The 18,780-nt window shown below is 62.5% G+C and carries 16 protein-coding genes; 8 read left to right on the top strand and 8 right to left on the bottom strand.

Going from position 1 to position 18,780, the window contains the following annotated elements; translation table 11 throughout:
- Window positions 1-45: 45 nt before the first annotated feature.
- From gltB to VOI35_RS00525, 5 genes are all read right to left on the bottom strand, one after another.
- Window positions 46-4,503 (bottom strand): glutamate synthase large subunit, encoded by a 4,458-nt coding sequence (gltB, locus tag VOI35_RS00545; protein WP_407275961.1) that lies wholly within the window; start codon window positions 4,501-4,503, stop codon window positions 46-48.
- 212 nt (window positions 4,504-4,715) lie between these two features.
- Window positions 4,716-6,263: an SPOR domain-containing protein gene (locus VOI35_RS00540; protein ID WP_407275960.1), complete on the bottom strand. Its 1,548-nt coding sequence runs from the start codon at window positions 6,261-6,263 to the stop codon at window positions 4,716-4,718.
- 18 nt (window positions 6,264-6,281) lie between these two features.
- Window positions 6,282-7,391: a 3-dehydroquinate synthase gene (gene aroB / locus VOI35_RS00535; RefSeq protein WP_407275959.1), complete on the bottom strand. Its 1,110-nt coding sequence runs from the start codon at window positions 7,389-7,391 to the stop codon at window positions 6,282-6,284.
- A gap of 94 nt (window positions 7,392-7,485) precedes the next feature.
- Complete coding sequence (locus VOI35_RS00530) at window positions 7,486-7,896, bottom strand: hypothetical protein (protein WP_407275958.1); 411 nt, start codon at window positions 7,894-7,896, stop codon at window positions 7,486-7,488.
- The gene (locus tag VOI35_RS00525; RefSeq protein WP_407275957.1) at window positions 7,893-8,189 is read right to left on the bottom strand and encodes a YcgL domain-containing protein; all 297 of its coding nucleotides are present in this window, start codon (window positions 8,187-8,189) and stop codon (window positions 7,893-7,895) included. The genes VOI35_RS00530 and VOI35_RS00525 overlap by 4 nt, the downstream gene beginning before the upstream one ends.
- A gap of 125 nt (window positions 8,190-8,314) precedes the next feature.
- Between VOI35_RS00525 and VOI35_RS00520 the strand changes: the two genes are divergently transcribed.
- From VOI35_RS00520 to VOI35_RS00505, 4 genes are read left to right on the top strand one after another with little or no spacing between them, the layout of a single operon-like run.
- Window positions 8,315-9,589 carry an AmpG family muropeptide MFS transporter gene (locus VOI35_RS00520; protein WP_407275956.1) on the top strand — a complete coding sequence of 425 codons (1,275 nt, stop codon included), beginning with the start codon at window positions 8,315-8,317 and terminating at the stop codon, window positions 9,587-9,589.
- Window positions 9,586-10,020 carry a hypothetical protein gene (locus VOI35_RS00515; RefSeq protein WP_407275955.1) on the top strand — a complete coding sequence of 145 codons (435 nt, stop codon included), beginning with the start codon at window positions 9,586-9,588 and terminating at the stop codon, window positions 10,018-10,020. Before VOI35_RS00520 ends, VOI35_RS00515 begins: the two co-directional genes overlap by 4 nt.
- Before the next feature lie 45 nt (window positions 10,021-10,065).
- Window positions 10,066-10,824: a ProQ/FinO family protein gene (locus tag VOI35_RS00510; protein WP_407275954.1), complete on the top strand. Its 759-nt coding sequence runs from the start codon at window positions 10,066-10,068 to the stop codon at window positions 10,822-10,824.
- A gap of 33 nt (window positions 10,825-10,857) precedes the next feature.
- Complete coding sequence (locus VOI35_RS00505) at window positions 10,858-11,772, top strand: glycosyltransferase family 2 protein (RefSeq protein ID WP_407275953.1); 915 nt, start codon at window positions 10,858-10,860, stop codon at window positions 11,770-11,772.
- 88 nt (window positions 11,773-11,860) lie between these two features.
- Here the strand turns inward: VOI35_RS00505 and VOI35_RS00500 are convergent, their stop codons facing one another.
- From VOI35_RS00500 to map, 3 genes are read right to left on the bottom strand one after another with little or no spacing between them, the layout of a single operon-like run.
- On the bottom strand, window positions 11,861-12,523 hold the full coding sequence (locus VOI35_RS00500) for an RluA family pseudouridine synthase (protein WP_407275952.1): 663 nt from the start codon (window positions 12,521-12,523) through the stop codon (window positions 11,861-11,863).
- A complete protein-coding gene (glnD, locus tag VOI35_RS00495) occupies window positions 12,520-15,129 on the bottom strand; it encodes a [protein-PII] uridylyltransferase (protein ID WP_407275951.1) in 2,610 nt (869 codons plus the stop codon). Before glnD ends, VOI35_RS00500 begins: the two co-directional genes overlap by 4 nt.
- 6 nt (window positions 15,130-15,135) lie before the next feature.
- Window positions 15,136-15,918: a type I methionyl aminopeptidase gene (gene map / locus VOI35_RS00490; protein ID WP_407275950.1), complete on the bottom strand. Its 783-nt coding sequence runs from the start codon at window positions 15,916-15,918 to the stop codon at window positions 15,136-15,138.
- A 182-nt stretch (window positions 15,919-16,100) separates the two neighbouring features.
- Between map and VOI35_RS00485 the strand changes: the two genes are divergently transcribed.
- The 4 genes from VOI35_RS00485 (at window position 16,101) to VOI35_RS00470 (ending at window position 18,716) form a co-directional block, all read left to right on the top strand.
- Window positions 16,101-16,634: a GspH/FimT family pseudopilin gene (locus tag VOI35_RS00485; RefSeq protein WP_407275949.1), complete on the top strand. Its 534-nt coding sequence runs from the start codon at window positions 16,101-16,103 to the stop codon at window positions 16,632-16,634.
- A complete protein-coding gene (pilV, locus tag VOI35_RS00480; protein WP_407275948.1) occupies window positions 16,618-17,106 on the top strand; it encodes a type IV pilus modification protein PilV in 489 nt (162 codons plus the stop codon). The genes VOI35_RS00485 and pilV overlap by 17 nt, the downstream gene beginning before the upstream one ends.
- On the top strand, window positions 17,103-18,137 hold the full coding sequence (locus VOI35_RS00475; protein ID WP_407275947.1) for a prepilin-type N-terminal cleavage/methylation domain-containing protein: 1,035 nt from the start codon (window positions 17,103-17,105) through the stop codon (window positions 18,135-18,137). The genes pilV and VOI35_RS00475 overlap by 4 nt, the downstream gene beginning before the upstream one ends.
- A gap of 75 nt (window positions 18,138-18,212) precedes the next feature.
- On the top strand, window positions 18,213-18,716 hold the full coding sequence (locus VOI35_RS00470; protein ID WP_407275946.1) for a PilX N-terminal domain-containing pilus assembly protein: 504 nt from the start codon (window positions 18,213-18,215) through the stop codon (window positions 18,714-18,716).
- Window positions 18,717-18,780: the final 64 nt, after the last annotated feature.

Here is an 18,780-nt window from a genome sequence, read left to right as displayed (position 1 = left end):
CGGTCGTGCCGGGGCTTGTTCGTCACTGAGCCGCGTTCGGCGGGTTCAGGCGGCGTTGACCAGGGTGGCGAGCAGATCCTGAATATCCGTCGCCTTCGGTTTCACCAGCCAGAACTTCGGCAGATACAGCTCGAATTCCGCCAAAATCGCCTGCCCGCGCGCACTGCCGGTTTTTTCGACATGGCGGGCGATGATGCCGCGCAGATGTTGCCGGTGCGCTTCGAGCTCCGCTGCCTGCAGGCGGTGAATATCGATCAGCTCGTGGTTGTAGCGATCGACAAAGTCGTTCTGCTCATCGAGCACATAGGCAAACCCCCCGGTCATCCCGGCACCGAAATTCACGCCCGTGGTGCCCAGAATGGTCACCGTCCCGCCGGTCATGTATTCGCAGCCGTGGTCGCCACAACCCTCGATCACCGCCGATGCGCCGGAGTTCCGCACGGCAAAACGCTCACCGGCCTGTCCGGCCGCATAGAGCTGCCCGCCAGTCGCACCATACAGGCAGGTATTGCCGATGATCGGGGTTTCGTGGCTGGCGAACACACTGCCCTTGGGCGGATAAATCACCAGCTCGCCGCCTGCCATGCCTTTGCCGACATAGTCGTTGGCATCGCCTTCGAGCTCCATATGCAGGCCACCGGCATTCCACACGCCGAAACTTTGGCCGGCGATACCGGTGAATTTGAGGGTGATCGGCGCATCGACCATCCCGAGATTGCCATAACGCTTCGCGATTTCACCCGAAAGGCGCGCGCCCATCGAGCGATTGATGTTGGTCAGGGCAAACTCGAATACGCCCCCCCGTTTGGCTTCGATGGCAGGCAAGACCTGGGCGACGATGGCCTCGGCCAGTTCGCCCTTGTCATGCGGCGCGTTATGCGGTGCCACACAGCAACTCGGCGCATCGGAAACCAGACCGCCGTCGGAGACCAGCGCCGACAGATCCAGCTGCGCCTGCTTGGCCGTCTGCGGTGCCCGATTCAGCAATAGATCCGTCCGGCCGATCAACTCGTCGATCGACCGCACCCCCAGTTGCGCCAGCAGGGCACGGGTTTCCATGGCGATGAACCGGAAGTAATTCATTGCCTTCTCGACATTGCCCTTGAAGTGATCGAGCCGCAGCACCTTGTTTTGCGTGGCGATGCCGGTCGCGCAGTTATTCAGGTGGCAGATCCGCAAATATTTGCAGCCCAACGCAATCATCGGCCCGGTGCCGAAACCAAAGCTTTCGGCGCCCAGAATGGCCGCCTTGATCACATCCAGCCCGGTTTTCAGGCCGCCATCGGTTTGCAGCCGCACCTTGTCGCGCAGATCGTTGGCGCGCAGGGTTTGATGCGCTTCAGCCAGCCCCAGCTCCCAGGGCGAACCGGCATATTTCACCGAGGTGAGCGGGCTCGCGCCCGTGCCGCCATCGTAGCCCGAGATGGTGATCAGATCGGCATAGGCTTTCGCCACCCCGGCGGCAATCGTGCCCACCCCCGGCTCGGACACCAGCTTGACCGAGACCAGCGCTTCGGGGTTGACCTGCTTCAAGTCAAAAATGAGCTGCGCCAAGTCCTCGATCGAGTAAATATCGTGATGCGGCGGCGGGGAAATCAGCGCCACGCCCGGACGGGCATAGCGCAGGCGGCCAATCGTGGCATCCACTTTGTGACCGGGCAGTTGCCCCCCCTCACCCGGCTTCGCGCCCTGAGCCACCTTGATTTGCAGCACCTCGGCATTGACGAGGTAATGCGGCGTCACCCCGAAGCGGCCAGAAGCAATCTGCTTGATTTTGCTCATTTTCACGGTGCCGTAGCGCGCCGGATCTTCACCGCCTTCGCCGGAGTTCGAGCGCGCGCCCAGCCGATTCATCGCCTCGGCCAGGGTTTCGTGCGCCTCGGGCGAGAGCGCCCCCAGGCTCATGCCAGCCGAGTCGAATCGCCGGATGATCGATTCCAGAGACTCGACCTCGTCCAGCGGCAAGGGCTGGGTGTCTTGCCGCAGTTCGAGCAGATCACGCAGCATGGCGATCGGTCGATGGTTCACATGCGCGGAATATTCTTGCCAGAGCGAGAAATCGCCCGTGTTGACCGCCTGTTGCAGGGTGCGCACCACATCCGGGTTATAGGCGTGGTACTCGCCGCCGTCGATGTATTTGAGGAACCCGCCCTGACGCGGTTTTTTGTGCGCGGCGAAGGCTTCGCGATGCAAGATTTTCACATCGGCTTCGAGCTCGACGAACCGCGCGCCCTGTAGACGGCTGGTGGTGTCCTTGAAGCACAGGTTGACGACCTCATCGGCCAGGCCAATGATTTCGAACAACTGCGCCCCGCGATAGCTCGCCACGGTGGAAATCCCCATTTTTGAGAGGATTTTTTTCAGCCCTTTGCCGATGCCCTTGATGTAGTTGCTGGCAAATTTTTCCGGGGTACCCTGCAAGGTGCCTGCGGCATGCATGGCATGGATGGTTTCCAGCGCCAGATAGGGATAGATGGCCGTCGCGCCATAGCCCAGCAGCACGGCAAAATGATGCGGATCGCGGGCGGTCGCGGTTTCGATGACGAGGTTGGCATCGCAGCGCAGCCCCTCACGAATCAGGCGATGATGCACTGCACCCGTGGCCAGCAAGGCGGGGATCGGCAAGGCATCGGCGCGCAGCCCCCGGTCGCTCAGAGCCAGCACCACCGCGCCGGAACGAACCGCCGCGACGGCCTCGTCACACACGCGCTCGATCGCCGTTTGCAGCCCTTCGTGCGGCGGGTAATGCAGGCTGATCGTCGCCGGTGCAAACGCTGCATCGGTCTGGCTCATCAGAGCGCGGAACTTCGCTTCGCTCAGCACCGGGGTTTCCAGTTGCAGGCGATGGGCATGCTCGGGCGTTTCCGCAAAGATATTGCGCTCACGGCCGATCAGGGTTTCCAGCGACATGACAATCGCTTCGCGCAATGGGTCGATCGGCGGGTTCGTCACCTGCGCGAACTGTTGCCGGAAATAGTCATACAACGAGCGCTGGGTCTGCGACAGCACCGCCATCGGCGCATCGTCGCCCATCGAGCCGACGGCCTCCTGACCATCTTCCGCCAGCACGCGCAGAATCTGATCGCGCTCTTCAAAGGTCAGCAGGAAGGCTTTTTCATAACCGGCCAACTGATCCACAGCCATGGGCTGGCTGGTCGGGGCACCTTCGTCGAGGCGGCTTTCCAGTCGCTGGGCATGCGCCTTGAGCCAGGCGCGATAGGGCTGACGGGTCTTCAGGCGGTGATCGATGGCCTCCGGGCGCAGCAGCACGCCTTCCGCTGTATCCACCGCGACAATCTGCCCCGGACGCACTCGCCCTTTCTGCACGACTTGATCCGGCGTGTAATCCCAGACGCCGATTTCCGATGCCAGGGTGATGTGCCGATCGGTCGTGATGACCCAGCGCGCCGGACGCAGCCCGTTCCGATCCATCGCACAGGCGACCGTGCGCCCATCGGTCATGACGATGCCCGCCGGACCATCCCAAGGCTCCAGATGCATCGAGTTGTATTCGTAGAACGCCCGCAAATCGGCGTCCATGTGCTCCACATTCTGCCAGGCGGGCGGCACGATCATGCGCATCGCGCGCAGCATATCGACCCCGCCCGTCAACAAGGCTTCGAGCATGTTGTCCATCGATGAGGAATCGGAGCCCGTGGTATTCACCAAAGGCGTGACCAGGCTCATATCTGGAATCAGCGGCGTCGCAAACTTGGCCGAACGCGCCAAAGCCCAGTTGCGGTTGCCGCGGATGGTATTGATCTCGCCATTGTGGGCGAGATAGCGGAATGGCTGCGCCAGCCGCCACTCCGGGAAGGTGTTGGTCGAAAACCGCTGGTGGAAGACGCACTGCGACGAAGCCAGGGCTTCATCCTGCAAGTCGAGGTAAAACCCCGGCAAATCTTCGGGCATCATCAACCCCTTGTAGGAGATGACCTGGCTGGCGAGCGACGGCACATAGAACACCGGATCATCAACCAACGCCTTTTCCGCAACCCGCCGCGCGATATACAGGCGCGTATCGAAGCTGCGGGCATCCATGCCGGACGGTGCATTGACGAACACATGCCACACGCCAGGGCGTTTAGCCGCAGAGATGCTGCCCAACACCTCGGGGTTGACGGGCACCGCACGCCAGCCAGCGACCGTCAATCCCTGGTCGGCAATCGCCTGCGCCAGCACCGAGCGCGCCCGTTCGGCGCGATCCGCAGCCAGATCGGCGAACACCACGCCCACCGCGTATTGCTCGGCCAGCGAAAACTGCAGCCCCTGCGCCACCTGACGAAAAAACGCATCCGGCTTTTTCAGCAAAATCCCACAGCCATCGCCGGATTTGCCATCGGCCGAAATCCCGCCCCGGTGCGTCATCCGCGCCAGCGCCTCGATCGCGGTCGCCACCAGTCGATGGCTCGGCTGATCATCCATATGGGCAATCAAACCGAAACCGCAGTTATCTTTTTCAAAACTGGGGTGATAAAGACCGGCGGTCGGGGCGCGATTCATCAGGAGAAACCCTCTCAATTCTTTAATCGATGCGGCATCTTGTCGGGGATCCGAGGCGGAAGGGCGCGCGAACGCTCGATTCAGCGGCAGACCAACCCGCCGAAACAAAGCCGACCGTGCCAAACGCAGACAAAATGGGGCTGAATTCTACCGGCATCGCCGCATTCTGCCAAATTTGACCCGCCGCACTGATCGGCAAAAACGCCAAAAAACTACTGGATCACTTCGCCAATGGCCTTGAAGCTGCGCGGATACGGTTTGATTTTTTGCGCCGCGGCGGGCAGGCGATGCACCGCGTTACGGGCGTCGGTCAAATTCGCAAAATCACCGGCCGTCACGGTATAGAGCAGCTGCCCACCGCGCTTCTGCGTGAAGATATGCCAATCGCCCAACGAAGATTTCGGCGCATGCGTTTTGATGAAAGCCAGTGCGGCCTTTTCCTCATTGAACGCACCCAACTGCAACACGGCGCGCGTCCCCGGCTGCTGCCGGTACCACGCGTTATCCACCCCCGTGACGCGCACCGGCGCCACCGAATGCGTTTTCGATGGTGCTTGCGGCTCTTTTTTCGCCGGGTACTTCTCTGGATGCCCCTTCTCTGGATGCCCCTTCTCTGGACGCGCTTTCTCGGGCTGGATTTTCTCCGAACCGACTTTCTCAGCATGGGGCTTGGCCGTTGCCATCCCAGCCTCCTGCGCTGGCTTCGCTGCCGGGGCTTCCGGCGGGCGAACCACGGGCGGGGCTGGGGGCGCGGGCGATTTTTCCTGCACGGCCGGGGCGGCAGCCGCCACCGGCGGCGGCAGCGGGGAAGGCGGAACCACCGGCGCAGACGCGGGCGCTGGAGCCGTCACCGCGGGCGTCGGCGGCACAACGGCAGGCGCGGAAGAACCAGAGGAGCCGGATGCTGCATCTGCCGCCAACTGCGGCGCACTGTTGGCGCCATCATTCGGCAGAGGGTTATCCGCCTGCGCGGGTGCAGTCGGCGGGGGCACCGGCGCGGCCGGGGGCGTCAGCGCCAAGGTTTGTGTCGTCGGCACCGATGAGGGTGCCTCATGGCTGCGGGTGAGCAAGGCAAACCCGCCGAATGTCACCACGGCGACGCTCAGCGCCGCCGCCACCAGCAAGGCGGTGCCGTGGGATTTTTTCGCTGCCGGTGCGGCGGCCATGAACCGATCCTCGGCGTGCAGTGTCTCGGCCTCGGCATTCGCCACCGTTGCCGGTTGGGGGGGCAAGGGCGACTCGTCGGATTCACCCAACAATTCGCAGCGATGGATGTCGGCAGACAATTCGGCAAGCTGCCCATCTGCCCGAAGTTTTTCGGTCAAGCCCGGCGCACCCGTCAACATAAACAACCAGTGGTTGGGTGCCGACTTGTTCGCCGCTTGAATATGCGCCATCAACCCCGACCACTGGGTGGTTTGGTACCAGGCATCGGCATTTTCGATGATCGTCAGCAACCGGCCTTGATTGCCCAACGCCGCCTGAATCGCCGCAGCGAGTTGACGCGGCGATTCGATACCCGGCGACAGCTGCAGCAACCCACTGATCTCACGGATGATTTCAGCCTGCTCGGTATTCGGGCTGGCGCGCAGGGCGAGCACACCGACGCTTTCTGGCAGTTGATCGTCGATGAGCTTGACGAAGGCGCGGCGCTCAGCGTCCGAGGCGCTTTCGACCACGATGACGCGATCGGCATACTTGATGAGCTGGGTGATCAGGTTGGCCTGTTCCAGTGCGTGCTGCTGCGCGGTGTTATTCATCTAAAAATCCGTGCGTAATCAGGCGGATGCCTGGGTGGAGCGAAGGGTAGCGAGAATCTCGGTCTCCGGAACTTTGTCCGTCACGACCGCCGAGCCCAAACCATGTAACAGCACCAGCCGAAGCTTGCCGTTTTGTACTTTTTTGTCACTGTCCATCAACTGCCGCAGCGTGTCGAGCGGCAATGCGGCCGGACTCTCTGTGGGCAGCCCGGCTGCGACGACGATGCGCCGGACACGCGCCAGATCCGCCGCGCTGATCCAGCCCAAGCGATGGGATAAATCCGCCGCCATGCACATCCCCGCGCCGACGGCCTCACCGTGCAGCCAACGGCCATAGCCCATACCGGCCTCGATAGCGTGGCCGAAGGTGTGCCCGAGATTCAACAACGCCCGCAAACCGCCTTCGCGCTCGTCCTGATGGACGATATCCGCCTTGATCGCGCAGGATCGCGTGATGGCGTGCTGCAGCGCCGCCGGATCGCGCGCGCGCAGCTTCGGCAGGTTGGCCTCGATCCAGTCGAGAAAATCGGTGTCCCACAGCAGACCATACTTGATGACTTCCGCCAGACCGGCCGATAGTTCCCGATCCGGCAGCGTGTTCAGCGTGGCGAGATCCGCGATCACACACTGCGGCTGGTAAAACGCGCCGATCATGTTTTTCGCCCGGGGATGATTCACCCCGGTTTTGCCCCCGACCGAACTATCCACCTGCGATAACAGGGTGGTCGGAATCTGGATGAACGGCACGCCGCGTTGGTAGCAGGCCGCCGCAAAACCGGTGATGTCGCCGATCACGCCGCCGCCGAGCGCGATGAGCGTGACCTGCCGATCCGCGCGCGTCTCGATCAGCGCATCGAAAATGGTATTGAGCGTTTCCAGCGACTTGTAGGCTTCGCCATCCGGCAGCACAACCAGATCGGTCAATCTGGATTCCCCTAGGCGCGCCTGCAACGCCTCGGCGTACAGGGGCGAGACGGTGGTATTGCTCACGATGACCAGATGCGTTCCCGCGACATGGCGCAAGATCAACTCCGGTTGCTCCAGCAGCCCCGCGCCGATATAGATCGGATAGCTGCGATCCCCCAAATCAACAATCAAAGCAGGCGAAACGGTGGCGGAGTCGGTCATGGTGACGGTATGCGGCGGTGTACCCAGCGGGCGAATGGCAAAACTATATCAGCAAAGCGGGCGTGCGCGACTCAGCAGACGATCGGTGCGCCCCTCATCGCGACGCGGGCATCCAGCCCGCGCTGCCCTGGAGCAGGGTCAATCGAGTCTGGTAGGGCAGGGTTTGTCCCGCTTTGAAATTCCCAAACTGCAGGATCAGCCCCAGTTGCCCAATCTTGCCCAGAAAGCCGGCTGCGGGTTGACTGCGATCCAGCGTGGTCGCCATCGTTTCGGCACTCTGCTTGAACAGCAGCGTTGCCGTCACATCGACTTGCCATTGCCCCGACGGCTGTTTGGCGGCATTGAGCGCGTCGATCTTCTGCACCACCAGCACGGTCGCAGAAGGATCGAGCTGATCCTGCAGAATCTGCCGCACCGAACTGTCATCCGGCCCGTGATTGAACAGGCACCCGCCCAATCCGGCGACCAGCGCCAGCAGCACCATCCAGAGCACAGGGCGCCTCATATCCGTGGCGTGCCCTGCCCGCTGATCCCCGCCTTGAGATTATCCCAGTGCGCCCAATTGACCTGCCCCGGCGGCAATTGCACATAAAACCCCAGGGTGGACAAGAACTGACGCAGCGTACGGGTATCCGTGCGCGCCAGGGGGCGATCCCTCGTCAAATCCAGCGCCATCACCCGTTCAAGCGGCAAAAGGGGCGTGACGATGGCCTCCGGCAGTGCCGCAGGTTCGACCTCGTGCGGCACGAATAAATACCAATCGGACTTTTTCAGACTTTTATAGACCGTGCACTGCATGCGGGAAATTTCCTTACGGCGAACAGGGATTCACACGATTGCCGCGATTGTAGCAGCCTGCCCTGCCATCGTCGCCATTCAGCGCCCGTGCATTTGGGTACCCATTTCATGCGACGATGTGAGGCATGAACCACACCCCGCCCGCCTGGCTGCAGTCACTGCGCCGCGTATTGACTTCCCGCACCGAGCTGGCCGTGCTCCTGCTGGGCTTTTCCTCGGGGCTCCCTCTGCTCTTGAGTTCCGGCACCCTGCAAGCCTGGCTCACCGTCAGCGCGGTGCGCACCGAAACCATCGGACTGTTCGCCCTCGTCGGCCTGCCCTACACCCTGAAGTTTCTCTGGGCGCCCCTGCTCGACCGCTACAGCCTGCGCTGGCTGGGTCGCCGCCGAAGCTGGATGCTGCTGATGCAGGGGGCGATCGTGGCCATCCTGCTCGCGCTGGCCAGTGCCCACCCGCAGGAGCATCTCGCCGTCATTGCCGTCCTTGCCCTGCTGCTGGCCAGTTTTTCTGCCACGCAGGATATCGCCATCGACGCCTGGCGCACCGATACGCTGACCCCCAGCGAACGCGGCTTCGGCGCGGCGGTGTTTGTCATGGCTTACCGCATCGGCATGATTGTGGCCGGCAGCCTGTCGCTCGTCATCGCGCACCACTTCGGCTGGCCGGTCACCTTCAGCCTGATGGCCGCGCTGATGGGGATCGGCATGATCGCCGCGCTCACCGCCCCGGAAGCCGACACCACCCACCTCGCGCCGCGCACGCTGACTGCCGCCGTCATCGAACCAATGCGCGAATTCTTCCGCCGCCCCGAAGCCTGGCTGCTGCTCGCGCTGATGGTGCTGTACAAATTTGCCGACGCCTTTGCCAGCGCCCTCTCCACGACCTTTCTGCTGCGGGGCGCAGGCTTCGATCTCGATACGATCGGCCTGATCAACAATGGCGTCGGCATCGGCGTCACGCTCGCGGGCGGTTTATTCGGCGGCCTCTGGATGCTCCGGCTCGGGCTGTATCGCGCGCTGATCGTGTTCGGCCTCCTCCAGGCGGTCACCAATCTGGGCTATGCCGCGCTCGCCGTCTGGCCGAGCTTGAGCTTGATGATCCCCGTGGTCATTCTGGAACATTTCGCCAGCGGGCTGGGGAGCGCCGCGTTTGTCGCGCTGCTGATGGCGGCCTGCGATCTGCGCTATTCCGCCACCCAGTTCGCCCTGTTCTCCGCCATTGCCAGCCTGGGGCGCGTCTATCTCGGGCCGATTTCCGGCTATCTCGTCGGCGCCGTCGGCTGGGCGTTCTACTACGAAATCACCTTCCTCAGCGCCCTGCCCGGGCTTTGGCTTTTGTGGCGGTTGCGGCCTATGATCCTAAAGATGGATCAACCCCGACCCGGAGAAACCGCGCCATGAAATCCCCCGCGCTCACGCCCGTACTTGGCCTGCTCGCGCTGATGCTCAGCGCCGGTGTCGCCTTCGCGGATCCCCCGCCTTGGGCGGGCCACGGTCATGGTCACGATCAGCATGATGACCGGCACGATGAGCGCGGGCACGACTTCTACCAGTTTTCGACCCGCGAGCAGTACTACATCCAGGATTGGTATCGCCGCAATGGACCGCCCGGGCATCGGTATGGCCTGCCGCCGGGTCAGGCCAAAAAACTCAAGCGCGGCGCGCCCTGGCCCCCGCCCTATGCCTATGAACCCTTGCCGCCGCAAGTGATTGTCGGCCTGCAGCCGCTGCCCCCCGGCTATCAGTATTATCGCGTCGGCGCCGATGTCGTCATCGCCAATATTGCGGGCCATGTGGTGGCAGATGTGGTGTATGACCTGCTAAACCGGTAAGCTGGGCGCAATTTTGTTGATTGCCCATCCAAAACACCGATTCTCATGATGAACGACCTTCCCGAATCGTCCGCGCCGGTCACGGCGGTCGAGCCCGTTTCAGCCCCCGAATTCCCGCCCGCGACCGAATCGGCTGAGCCGGGGACACCAGCCGCCGACAACGCCGCCAAAAAGCGCGTCTCGCCGCACAGCATCGTGGCGAAATTCATCGAGGCTTGGCCGCAGGCTTTCTTCAAAGACCCGCGCGCCGTCAAACCGCTGGCCATCGGCATTCTCAAGCAGATGCTGGCCAACCGGCCCGCCGCGCTGGATGGATTGAACAGCCACGCCATCCGGGCAGGCATCAAGTTCTACACCTCGCGGCTGTCCTACCACTACGGCGTGCGACACAACAGCCACCGCATCGACCTCCTGGGCGAACCCGCCGAAGCCATCGATGACGCCGCGCGCGCCCATGCCGAGGCACAGATTGCCGCCATTACCGCCGCGCGGGCAGCCAACCGACCGGCGCCGGCCGAAGACTCGGCAGACGAAGCGCCCGCCCCAGCCCGTCGCCCGCGTCGCGCGCCCCGCCGAACGCCGGTCGAAGCGCAGACTCCAGCAGCCGAACCCGCCGCTGAGGCCGATAACCGCCCCGCAAAACCCAAACGACCGCGCCAGAAACCCCGTCCGCCGCGCACCGACGATGCGCGGCCAAGCACGCCGCCCGCTGCCGCCGCTGCCTCGAACGAGCCGGGCACCGCCGAACTCAGCATGGCGGAAAAACTCGCGCGGCTGGCGCAACATTTTGGCAAACCGGGCTAACCCTGCGCCCGGGCAGTGACGAAGGATCGCCCCATGCCCCATTCTTTTCCGCCAGCCCCCGCCGACTTCTCCACACGCACCGCGGCCGAACTCTCGATCATCCTGCCGGCCAAAAATGAAGCCGGTGCCGTGGGCAACACCGTTGCGCGCATTCGCGCCCAATTCCCCGCCGCAGAAATTCTGGTGGTGAACGATGGCTCGACCGACGACACCGCCGCCCTGGCTGCCGCCGCAGGTGCCACCGTCATCAGCCACGCCCACAGCCTCGGCAACGGCGCCGCCATCAAAACCGGCGCGCGGCGGGCGCAGGGCGAAATCCTCGTCTTCATGGATGCGGACGGGCAGCACGACCCCGCCGACATCCCCCGCTTTCTGGCAAAAATGGCCGAAGGGTTCGACATGGTCGTCGGCGCCCGCCAGGCCGGCTCACAAGCCAGCCTCGGACGGGGGCTCGCCAATCGGTTTTATAACGCGCTCGCCTCGTGGATGACCGGGCAGAAAATCGAAGATCTCACCTCCGGCTTCCGTGCCGTGCGCGCCGAAAAATTCCGCGAATTTCTCTACCTCCTGCCCAATGGCTTCTCCTACCCCACCACCTCCACCATGGCGTTCTTCCGTGCGGGCTACGGGGTGGCGTATCTGCCGATCAATGCCGCCAAACGGATTGGCAAAAGCCACATTCGCCTGCTCAGGGACGGCCTGCGGTTTCTGCTGATCATTTTCAAAATCGGCACCTTGTATTCACCGCTCAAACTGTTTTTACCGGTGGCGCTGCTCCACCTGATCGTCGGCCTGGGCTATTACATTTACACCTACAGTGAATTCAACCGGCTCTCGCTGGCCAGCGTGTTCCTGTGGAGCGCCTCGATCACCATTTTCCTGATCGGACTCGTCTCCGAACAAATCACCCAATTGATGTACAAAGACAGCGGCTCGAAGCCGCATTAAACCGCATTCAAGCGCGTACAACCGCACGAGAATGCGCGCCCGCCCATGCGGTTGACGCATCTCCCCCGAGGACTGGAACAAGCCTCTCCTAAAACGGCGCCCGATCCTCATAAACCCGCCAGTCACCGCTGCGAGGGTCAGCAAAGGCCAGATACTCCGCGTGCAGCATCAGCCGGGGATGGCGTGCCGCCTCGGGGTGATAGAGCGTGTCGCCCTGAATGGGGTGTCCGATCGAGAGCAAATGCACCCGCAATTGATGCGAGCGCCCGGTGATCGGCCACAAGTCGAGCCAGGCGGCCTGCTCATCCCAAGCCGTCACGGCGTAGCGCGTCTGCGCGGGTCGCCCCCGTTCGACATCGATTTTCGAACGCGGGCGATGCGCCCGATCGATGCCAATCGGGCGGTCGATCCAGCCTTCCGCCGGGTCGATCGGCCGATCGACCCGCGCGCGGTAGCGTTTTTCGGTGCGCCGCTCCTGGAATTCGATCGACAACGCCCGATGCGCGGCCTTGCTGCGCGCCAGCACCATCAGCCCGGAGGTGTCCCAGTCCAGCCGATGCACGATCAGCGCTTCCGGATATTCTGCCTGCACGCGGGTGATCAGGCTATCGGTTTTATTGGGGCCGACGCCTGGTTGCGACAACAGGCGATCCGGCTTGCGGATAATGAGGTAATCCGGCGTTTGATCGAGCACTCGCCACGGCTCACTCGGTGCCGAGACAACCTCCGCGCGATCGGTCGGCGCCGTCACTCCGCCCCCGCAAGAATGGCGTGACGCAGTGCCGTTTCCAGGGGTTCGTACTGCGTCGGCTCCACCGCCTGGCTTGCCCGGCCGACGAGATCGAACACATCTTCCGCCCGCTCGCCCAGGGTGCTGATGCGCGCGTGGCGCAACACCAGCCCCTGTTCGGCGAGCGTTGCCGTCAAGTCCGCGAGCAACCCCGGTCGATCCTTGGTGCTGATATGCACCGTCGTCTGGCCGCGCGCCGTATCCGGCACGATCCGGATCTCGGTGCGTACATCGAGGCTCGCCATTTGCGGCGAGATCCGCCGCCGCAACCGAGGCACCTGGGTGGATGGGTCAGCGATCCGCTGCAGCAGACGATCATGCAGCGTCGCGCGCGTCCAGCCGTCCAGCTCGGCCGCATTTTGTTGATTGAGCACAAAAAACTCGAACAGGGCGCAATCGACCCCGTCGGGATGCCCCGCCAGCAGCGTCATATGCGCCGACTGCACATTCAAACTGTTGCGGTCGAGTTCGGCGACGAGCCGGGCAAAAAATCCTGGGGAAGTAGGCGCAATCACTAAAATTTCGGTCGCGGTTTGGGCGGGCGCTGCGCTGATCGACACCAGCGGCAGCGGATTCGTCAGCGCCAGCGTCGCGTGTCGCACGATCGGTTCCGGATCCATCCGCAAGAAATAATCGTCCGGCAACCGGTCGAGCCAGGCGCGCAAAGCCTCGGCGGGCAGCGCCTGCCGCACCCCTTCGGCCAGCGACTCTTCGCGGGTTTGCAGGATGATTTGCCGCTCATTGCGGGTTTGGCGCTCGCCTTGTTCAAGCCACACGCTGCTGAGCTGATGGAGGCGGCGCAGCAAGGCGGCACGCCAGGAATTCCACAGATTCGGATGGGTGGCGCGAATATCGGCCACGGTGAGCAGATACAGATCGTCCAGCCGCGCCACACTGCCGACCTGCCGGGCAAAGACTTCGATGATGGCCGGGTCTTCGATATCCCGCCGCTGCGCGGTAAACGACATCAACAAATGCTGCTCGACCAACCAGGCCATGCGCTCGGTATCTGCCTCCGACAGCCGATGCTGCCGGGCGAACGCGCGGGCATCCACCGCGCCCAACACCGCATGATCGCCGCCGCGCCCTTTGGCGATGTCATGGAACAAGCCCGCGAGATATAACACCCAAGGCCGCTCCACGCGCGTAAAAATCTCGCTGGCCAGCGGCTGCTCATGCGCGAATTCCGGCCGTGAAAACCGCCGCAGATTCCGCACCACCAACAGCGTGTGCGCATCCACCGTGAAGGCATGGAACAGATCAAACTGCATCAAGCCGACAATCGCACCGAAAGCCGGCAAATACGCCGCCAGCACCCCGTTGAGATTCATCGCCTTGAGCGCCCGATACACGCCCCGATCCGCCTGAACGATGGCGAGAAACAACTGTTGCGCCTGCCGGTTCTTGCGGAACCCCTCATCGATCACCGAAAGATTCGCCCGCAGCTGGCGCGCCGTCGCCGCCGAAGGGCCGAGCAGGGTCGGCCGTTCCGCCAGCAGCAGAAACAGCTCCAGAATCGCCGTCGGCGTCCGCATGAACACCTGCGCATCCGTGGTTTCCAGATATGCCCCGCGCACCTGAAAGCGGGGATTGATCGGCACAATGCGTCGATTGGGATGCGGATCGAGCTGCTCCCGAAGCTGCTGCATCAACACCTGATTGAGCCGCTCGATGGTCAGGCTATTACGGAAATACCGCTGCATGAACTGCTCGACGGCCCGGTTTTCATTCGCCTCGTCCACATACCCAAAGGCGGCGGCCAAGGTCTTTTGGTGCATCAGCAGCAAGCGTTCCTCCGCCCGATCCGCCAGTGCATGCAGGCCGATCCGCACCGCACTCAAAAACGCCTCCGCCGTCGTCAGCGCCTGCCATTCCGCATCGCCCAGGATCCCGGCCGCGCGCATCGCATCCAGCGTGCCCGCGCCCGCGATGCGGTGACAGACCCAACGCAGACTATGCAAATCCCGCAGGCCGCCCGGGCTCTCCTTGATATTCGGCTCGATTTTCTCACCGACCTCATCGAACGCCTGATAGCGCAGTGCCTGCTCTGCGGTTTTTGCCTGAAAAAACGACCAGTCCTGCGCCCAGTCATTGCTCCGCACCCGCTCGACCAGTGCCGCGAACAACGCTCCATCGCCGCAGAGCAACCGCGCATCAAGCAAGTTGGTATACACCGTCACATCGTCGCGCGCCGCCGCGCCGCACTCATCCAGCGTGCGCACCGCATGGCCGATCACCAGCCCCGTATCCCACAGGGGATGCAACAGATCGTGAACCCAGCCGGCGTCTATCTCTGGTTCGAGCAAGACCAATAAGTCCACATCGGAATACGGGAACTGCTCGCCTCGACCATAGCCACCGACCGCCACCAGCGCAGCGCCCGCTGGGGCGGATTCCGGCCAGAGTGCGCGCAGCACGGCATCGATGGCCGCCGTATGTGCGCGCAAAAACGCCGCCGCGCCGTCCGGTGCCGCCAGCGCGGCGCGCCACGCCGTCCGGCACGCGCGCATTGCCTCAAGCGCGGCCTGTTGCGTGGCAGAGATCGGGCGAGAAGCAGGCAGGCTCACCACAAGTCAGTCCACGCCACGCATCGCCGCCGGGCGCGCATCGCCGCTCAGAATATCGACGCCGGTTTCCGTCACCGCCACCGTATGCTCCCATTGCGCCGACAGGGAGTGATCCTTGGTCACTACCGTCCAGCCATCGTTGAGCAACTTGATCTCGCGCTTGCCCGCATTGATCATCGGCTCGATGGTAAACACCATCCCCGGCTCCAGCCGCAGCCCCTCACCGGGTTTACCGTAATGCAGAATCTGCGGATCTTCGTGGAAATTTCGCCCCAGCCCATGCCCGCAATACTCGCGCACCACCGAAAACCCCTGCGCCTCGGCGGTTTTCTGAATGGCGTGGCCAATATCGCCCAGGGTCGCGCCCGGCCGCACCGCCTCAATGCCGCGCATCATCGCCTCATAAGTCACCTCGATCAGCCGCCGGGCGCGAATCGAAGGCGTGCCCACGCAGTACATCGCCGAAGTATCGCCAAACCAGCCCTCTTTGATGACCGTCACATCGATATTCAACATATCGCCATTGACCAACTTGCGCGCGCCGGGAATACCGTGGCACACCTGATGATTCAGCGAGGTGCAGATCGATTTGGGAAAGCCGTGATAACCCAGCGTCGCCGGCACGCCGCCCTGCACCTCGGTGATGTGCCGATGCGCCACGGCATTGAGCTCCTCCGTCGTCACCCCGGCGACGACCAGCGGGCGTAACAGGTTCAACACCTCGGTGGCCAGCTGGCTGGCAGTACGGATCGCCTCGATTTCCTCGGCAGTTTTCAACTCAATCGGCATAGATAACCTTTCGCGGGCGGCGCAAAAACATCCACGCAGTGTAACAAACAACACCCGGAACCACCGGCGCGCGCCCGAATCGACCGCTCATCCGCCGCAAACCACCGTTCATCGGCAAGCCTCTCGCCTCGCACCCGGCGCCATGATTTGATAAGGCCGTCCAAAAAGGGAAGTTCACCGGCATGTACCACCGCCTCAGCCACCGCCGCCACGCAGCCCGCCAGCACGGGTTCACCATCATCGAACTGATGGTCACCCTCGTGGTGGCCGCCATTCTGCTCGCCATCGCCATCCCGAGCTTTACCTACCTCACCGTCAGCAACAAGCTGAGCGCCAGCGCCAATAGTCTGGTCAACAACCTCATGATGGCGCGGGCGGAAGCCGTCAAGCGCAATACCGATGTGAATGTCTGCGCCACCAGCACCTGCGCCGTGGTACCGGCCAACGCCACTACCATTCAAACCGGCATTACCGGCATTCAACCCGGCGTCATCGACATCCAGAATGTCAAGGCACTGAGCTTCCGCGCTCAAGGGCTGGCCACACCCGGCACCGCCACCACCGCGCCTTACACCGGGTTGGTGGCCGATATTTACACCAGCCAGATTTCCAGCAACACCCATCGGTGCATCTACCTGACCGCGGGTTCCGTGGTCTCCACCTGTACCGACAACGCCAATTGCGCCACAGGAGGCCCCAGTGCAAGCTGCAAATAACCACTTGCCCCGGCAAGCTCAACACGGTGTCGGCCTGATCGAAGTGCTCATTGCCGTGCTCATTCTCTCGATTGGGTTTCTCGGCATTGCCGCGCTGCAAGCCAAGGCACTCTCGACCAACAACAGCGCCATGTCGCGCAGCATGGCCGTGGTGGCCAGCTACTCGATTCTCGACGCCATGCGCGCTGATCGCAGCAACGCGCTCAATGGCTCGTACAACACCAGTTCCCCGCTCAAGGCCGACGCCTGCCCGACCACCACGGGCACCCTGGCGCAAACCCAGCTCAACACCTGGTGCAACCAGCTCGGGCAAAACCTGGGTGCTCTGGCCAGCACCACCGGCAATGTCAATTGCAGCGCAGCGGGCGACTGCACCATCACCGTCACCTTCGATGAAAGCCGCATGGGCACTAACTCCGGCGGTACGGATAACACCGGGCTCACCACCATCACCACGAGGGCAATGCTATGAACCACCCCGCTCAACGAGGCTTCACCCTCATCGAGCTGATGATTGCCCTGGTGCTGGGCTTGATCGTCATTGGCGGCGTGGTGTCTGTCCTGCTCTCGAACCAGCAGAGCTACCGCAGTAATCAGGCACTGGCTCAGGTTCAGGATGGTTCGCGCATCGCCTTTGAGTTTCTCACCCGCGATATTCGCCAGGCCGGGCTCACCGGTTGCGGCAACACCAATGTCGCCAATGTGCTGAACAATAGCCCCGCCAATGGCGGCACCGACTGGTGGGCTAATTGGGCCAATGCCCTACAGGGCTATGCCGCCGGCGCAACCGCACCGGTAGCGACCGGCACTGCGGCGACGCAACGCACCACCAACAGCGACTCCATCACCCTGATGAGCGCTGGTGACAGCGGCTATAGCGTCGATGCGCCGAACTCGACCACGGCTCAATTCAAACTCAACGAGCCGAAGCCTGATCTCCAGGATGGTGACATTGTCATCGTTTGCGACCCCAACCAAGCCACGATCCTGCAGGTTACGAACTATAACGCCAGTAATGTGACCGTTGTTCACAATACCGGCACCGGCACACCGGGCAACTGCTCAAAAGGGCTAGGTTTTCCAACTGACTGCTCCAGCACCAACGGCAACCCCTACACCTACCAAAACAACGCCATGCTGGCCAAACTGAACGCCAGCTACTGGTATATCGGCAATAACGCGCTGGGCACTTGCGCCGCCAGCACGCCGCAAAACTGCTCACTCTTCCGCTCCACCATCAGCGTCTCTAGTAGTGGCGGCAAGGTCAACGCGCAGCCGCAAGAACAAGAAATCGTTCGGGGCGTCACCAACATGCAACTTGGCTATCTGCAAGGCGGCACCAGCTTTGTACCAGCCGCCAGCGTAACCAACTGGAGCCAGGTAACTGCGGTTCAGGTCACCCTCACCCTTGCCGTACCGACCAACCCCAATAACCCGAATGACCCGCGAGTGATTCAACGGGTATTCACCAACACTATCGCCTTACGCAATCGGATGGGCTAAGCCATGAAAATCCCTCATCCCCAGATCACACCATACAGAGCCACATACCCCGCTCAACAACACGGCGTCGCCCTTGTGGTTGCCCTCGTGCTGCTGGTCGTCGTCACCCTGATTGGCCTTGCGGCCATTCGCGGCACCACGATGCAGCAGCAAATGACCAGCAACTTCTACGACCGCGAAGCCAGCTTCCAGTCTGCCGAAGCGGCGCTGCGTGCGGGCGAGGCTTGGGTAATTGCCAACCCGACCAACACCACCAACCTTCGCAACTGCACCACGCAGCAATGTATTGCCAACCCATTTGACAGTGGCGGAGCCACCGCCGCCCAAATCCAGTCCGTGCCCACCAGCACCTTCAATGCCGGGGCACTGAATGTCGGCCAGCCGCAATATGTGGTCGAATTTATGGGAAATTACACGAACCCGAATAGTTCAGTGCAACAGTTATCGGGTTGCACAACCTACGGCGGATGTGGTTCTGGGAATCCGAATAAATATTTTCGAATTACTGCCCGCAACGGGGATCCGGCCAGCACACCCGAGCGATCGACCGTAACCATCCAGTCACTGTTTAGATCCTAAAAATTTGAAGGGCTGGTCTAACAATGCTGGGCAATAGCACAAAACCTATAACAAAAATGCACCA

The organism is Halothiobacillus sp. DCM-1 (assembly GCF_045689735.1).
Classification (GTDB): Bacteria; Pseudomonadota; Gammaproteobacteria; order Halothiobacillales; family Halothiobacillaceae; genus Halothiobacillus.
This window is presented reverse-complemented; position numbering and strand designations above follow the sequence as displayed.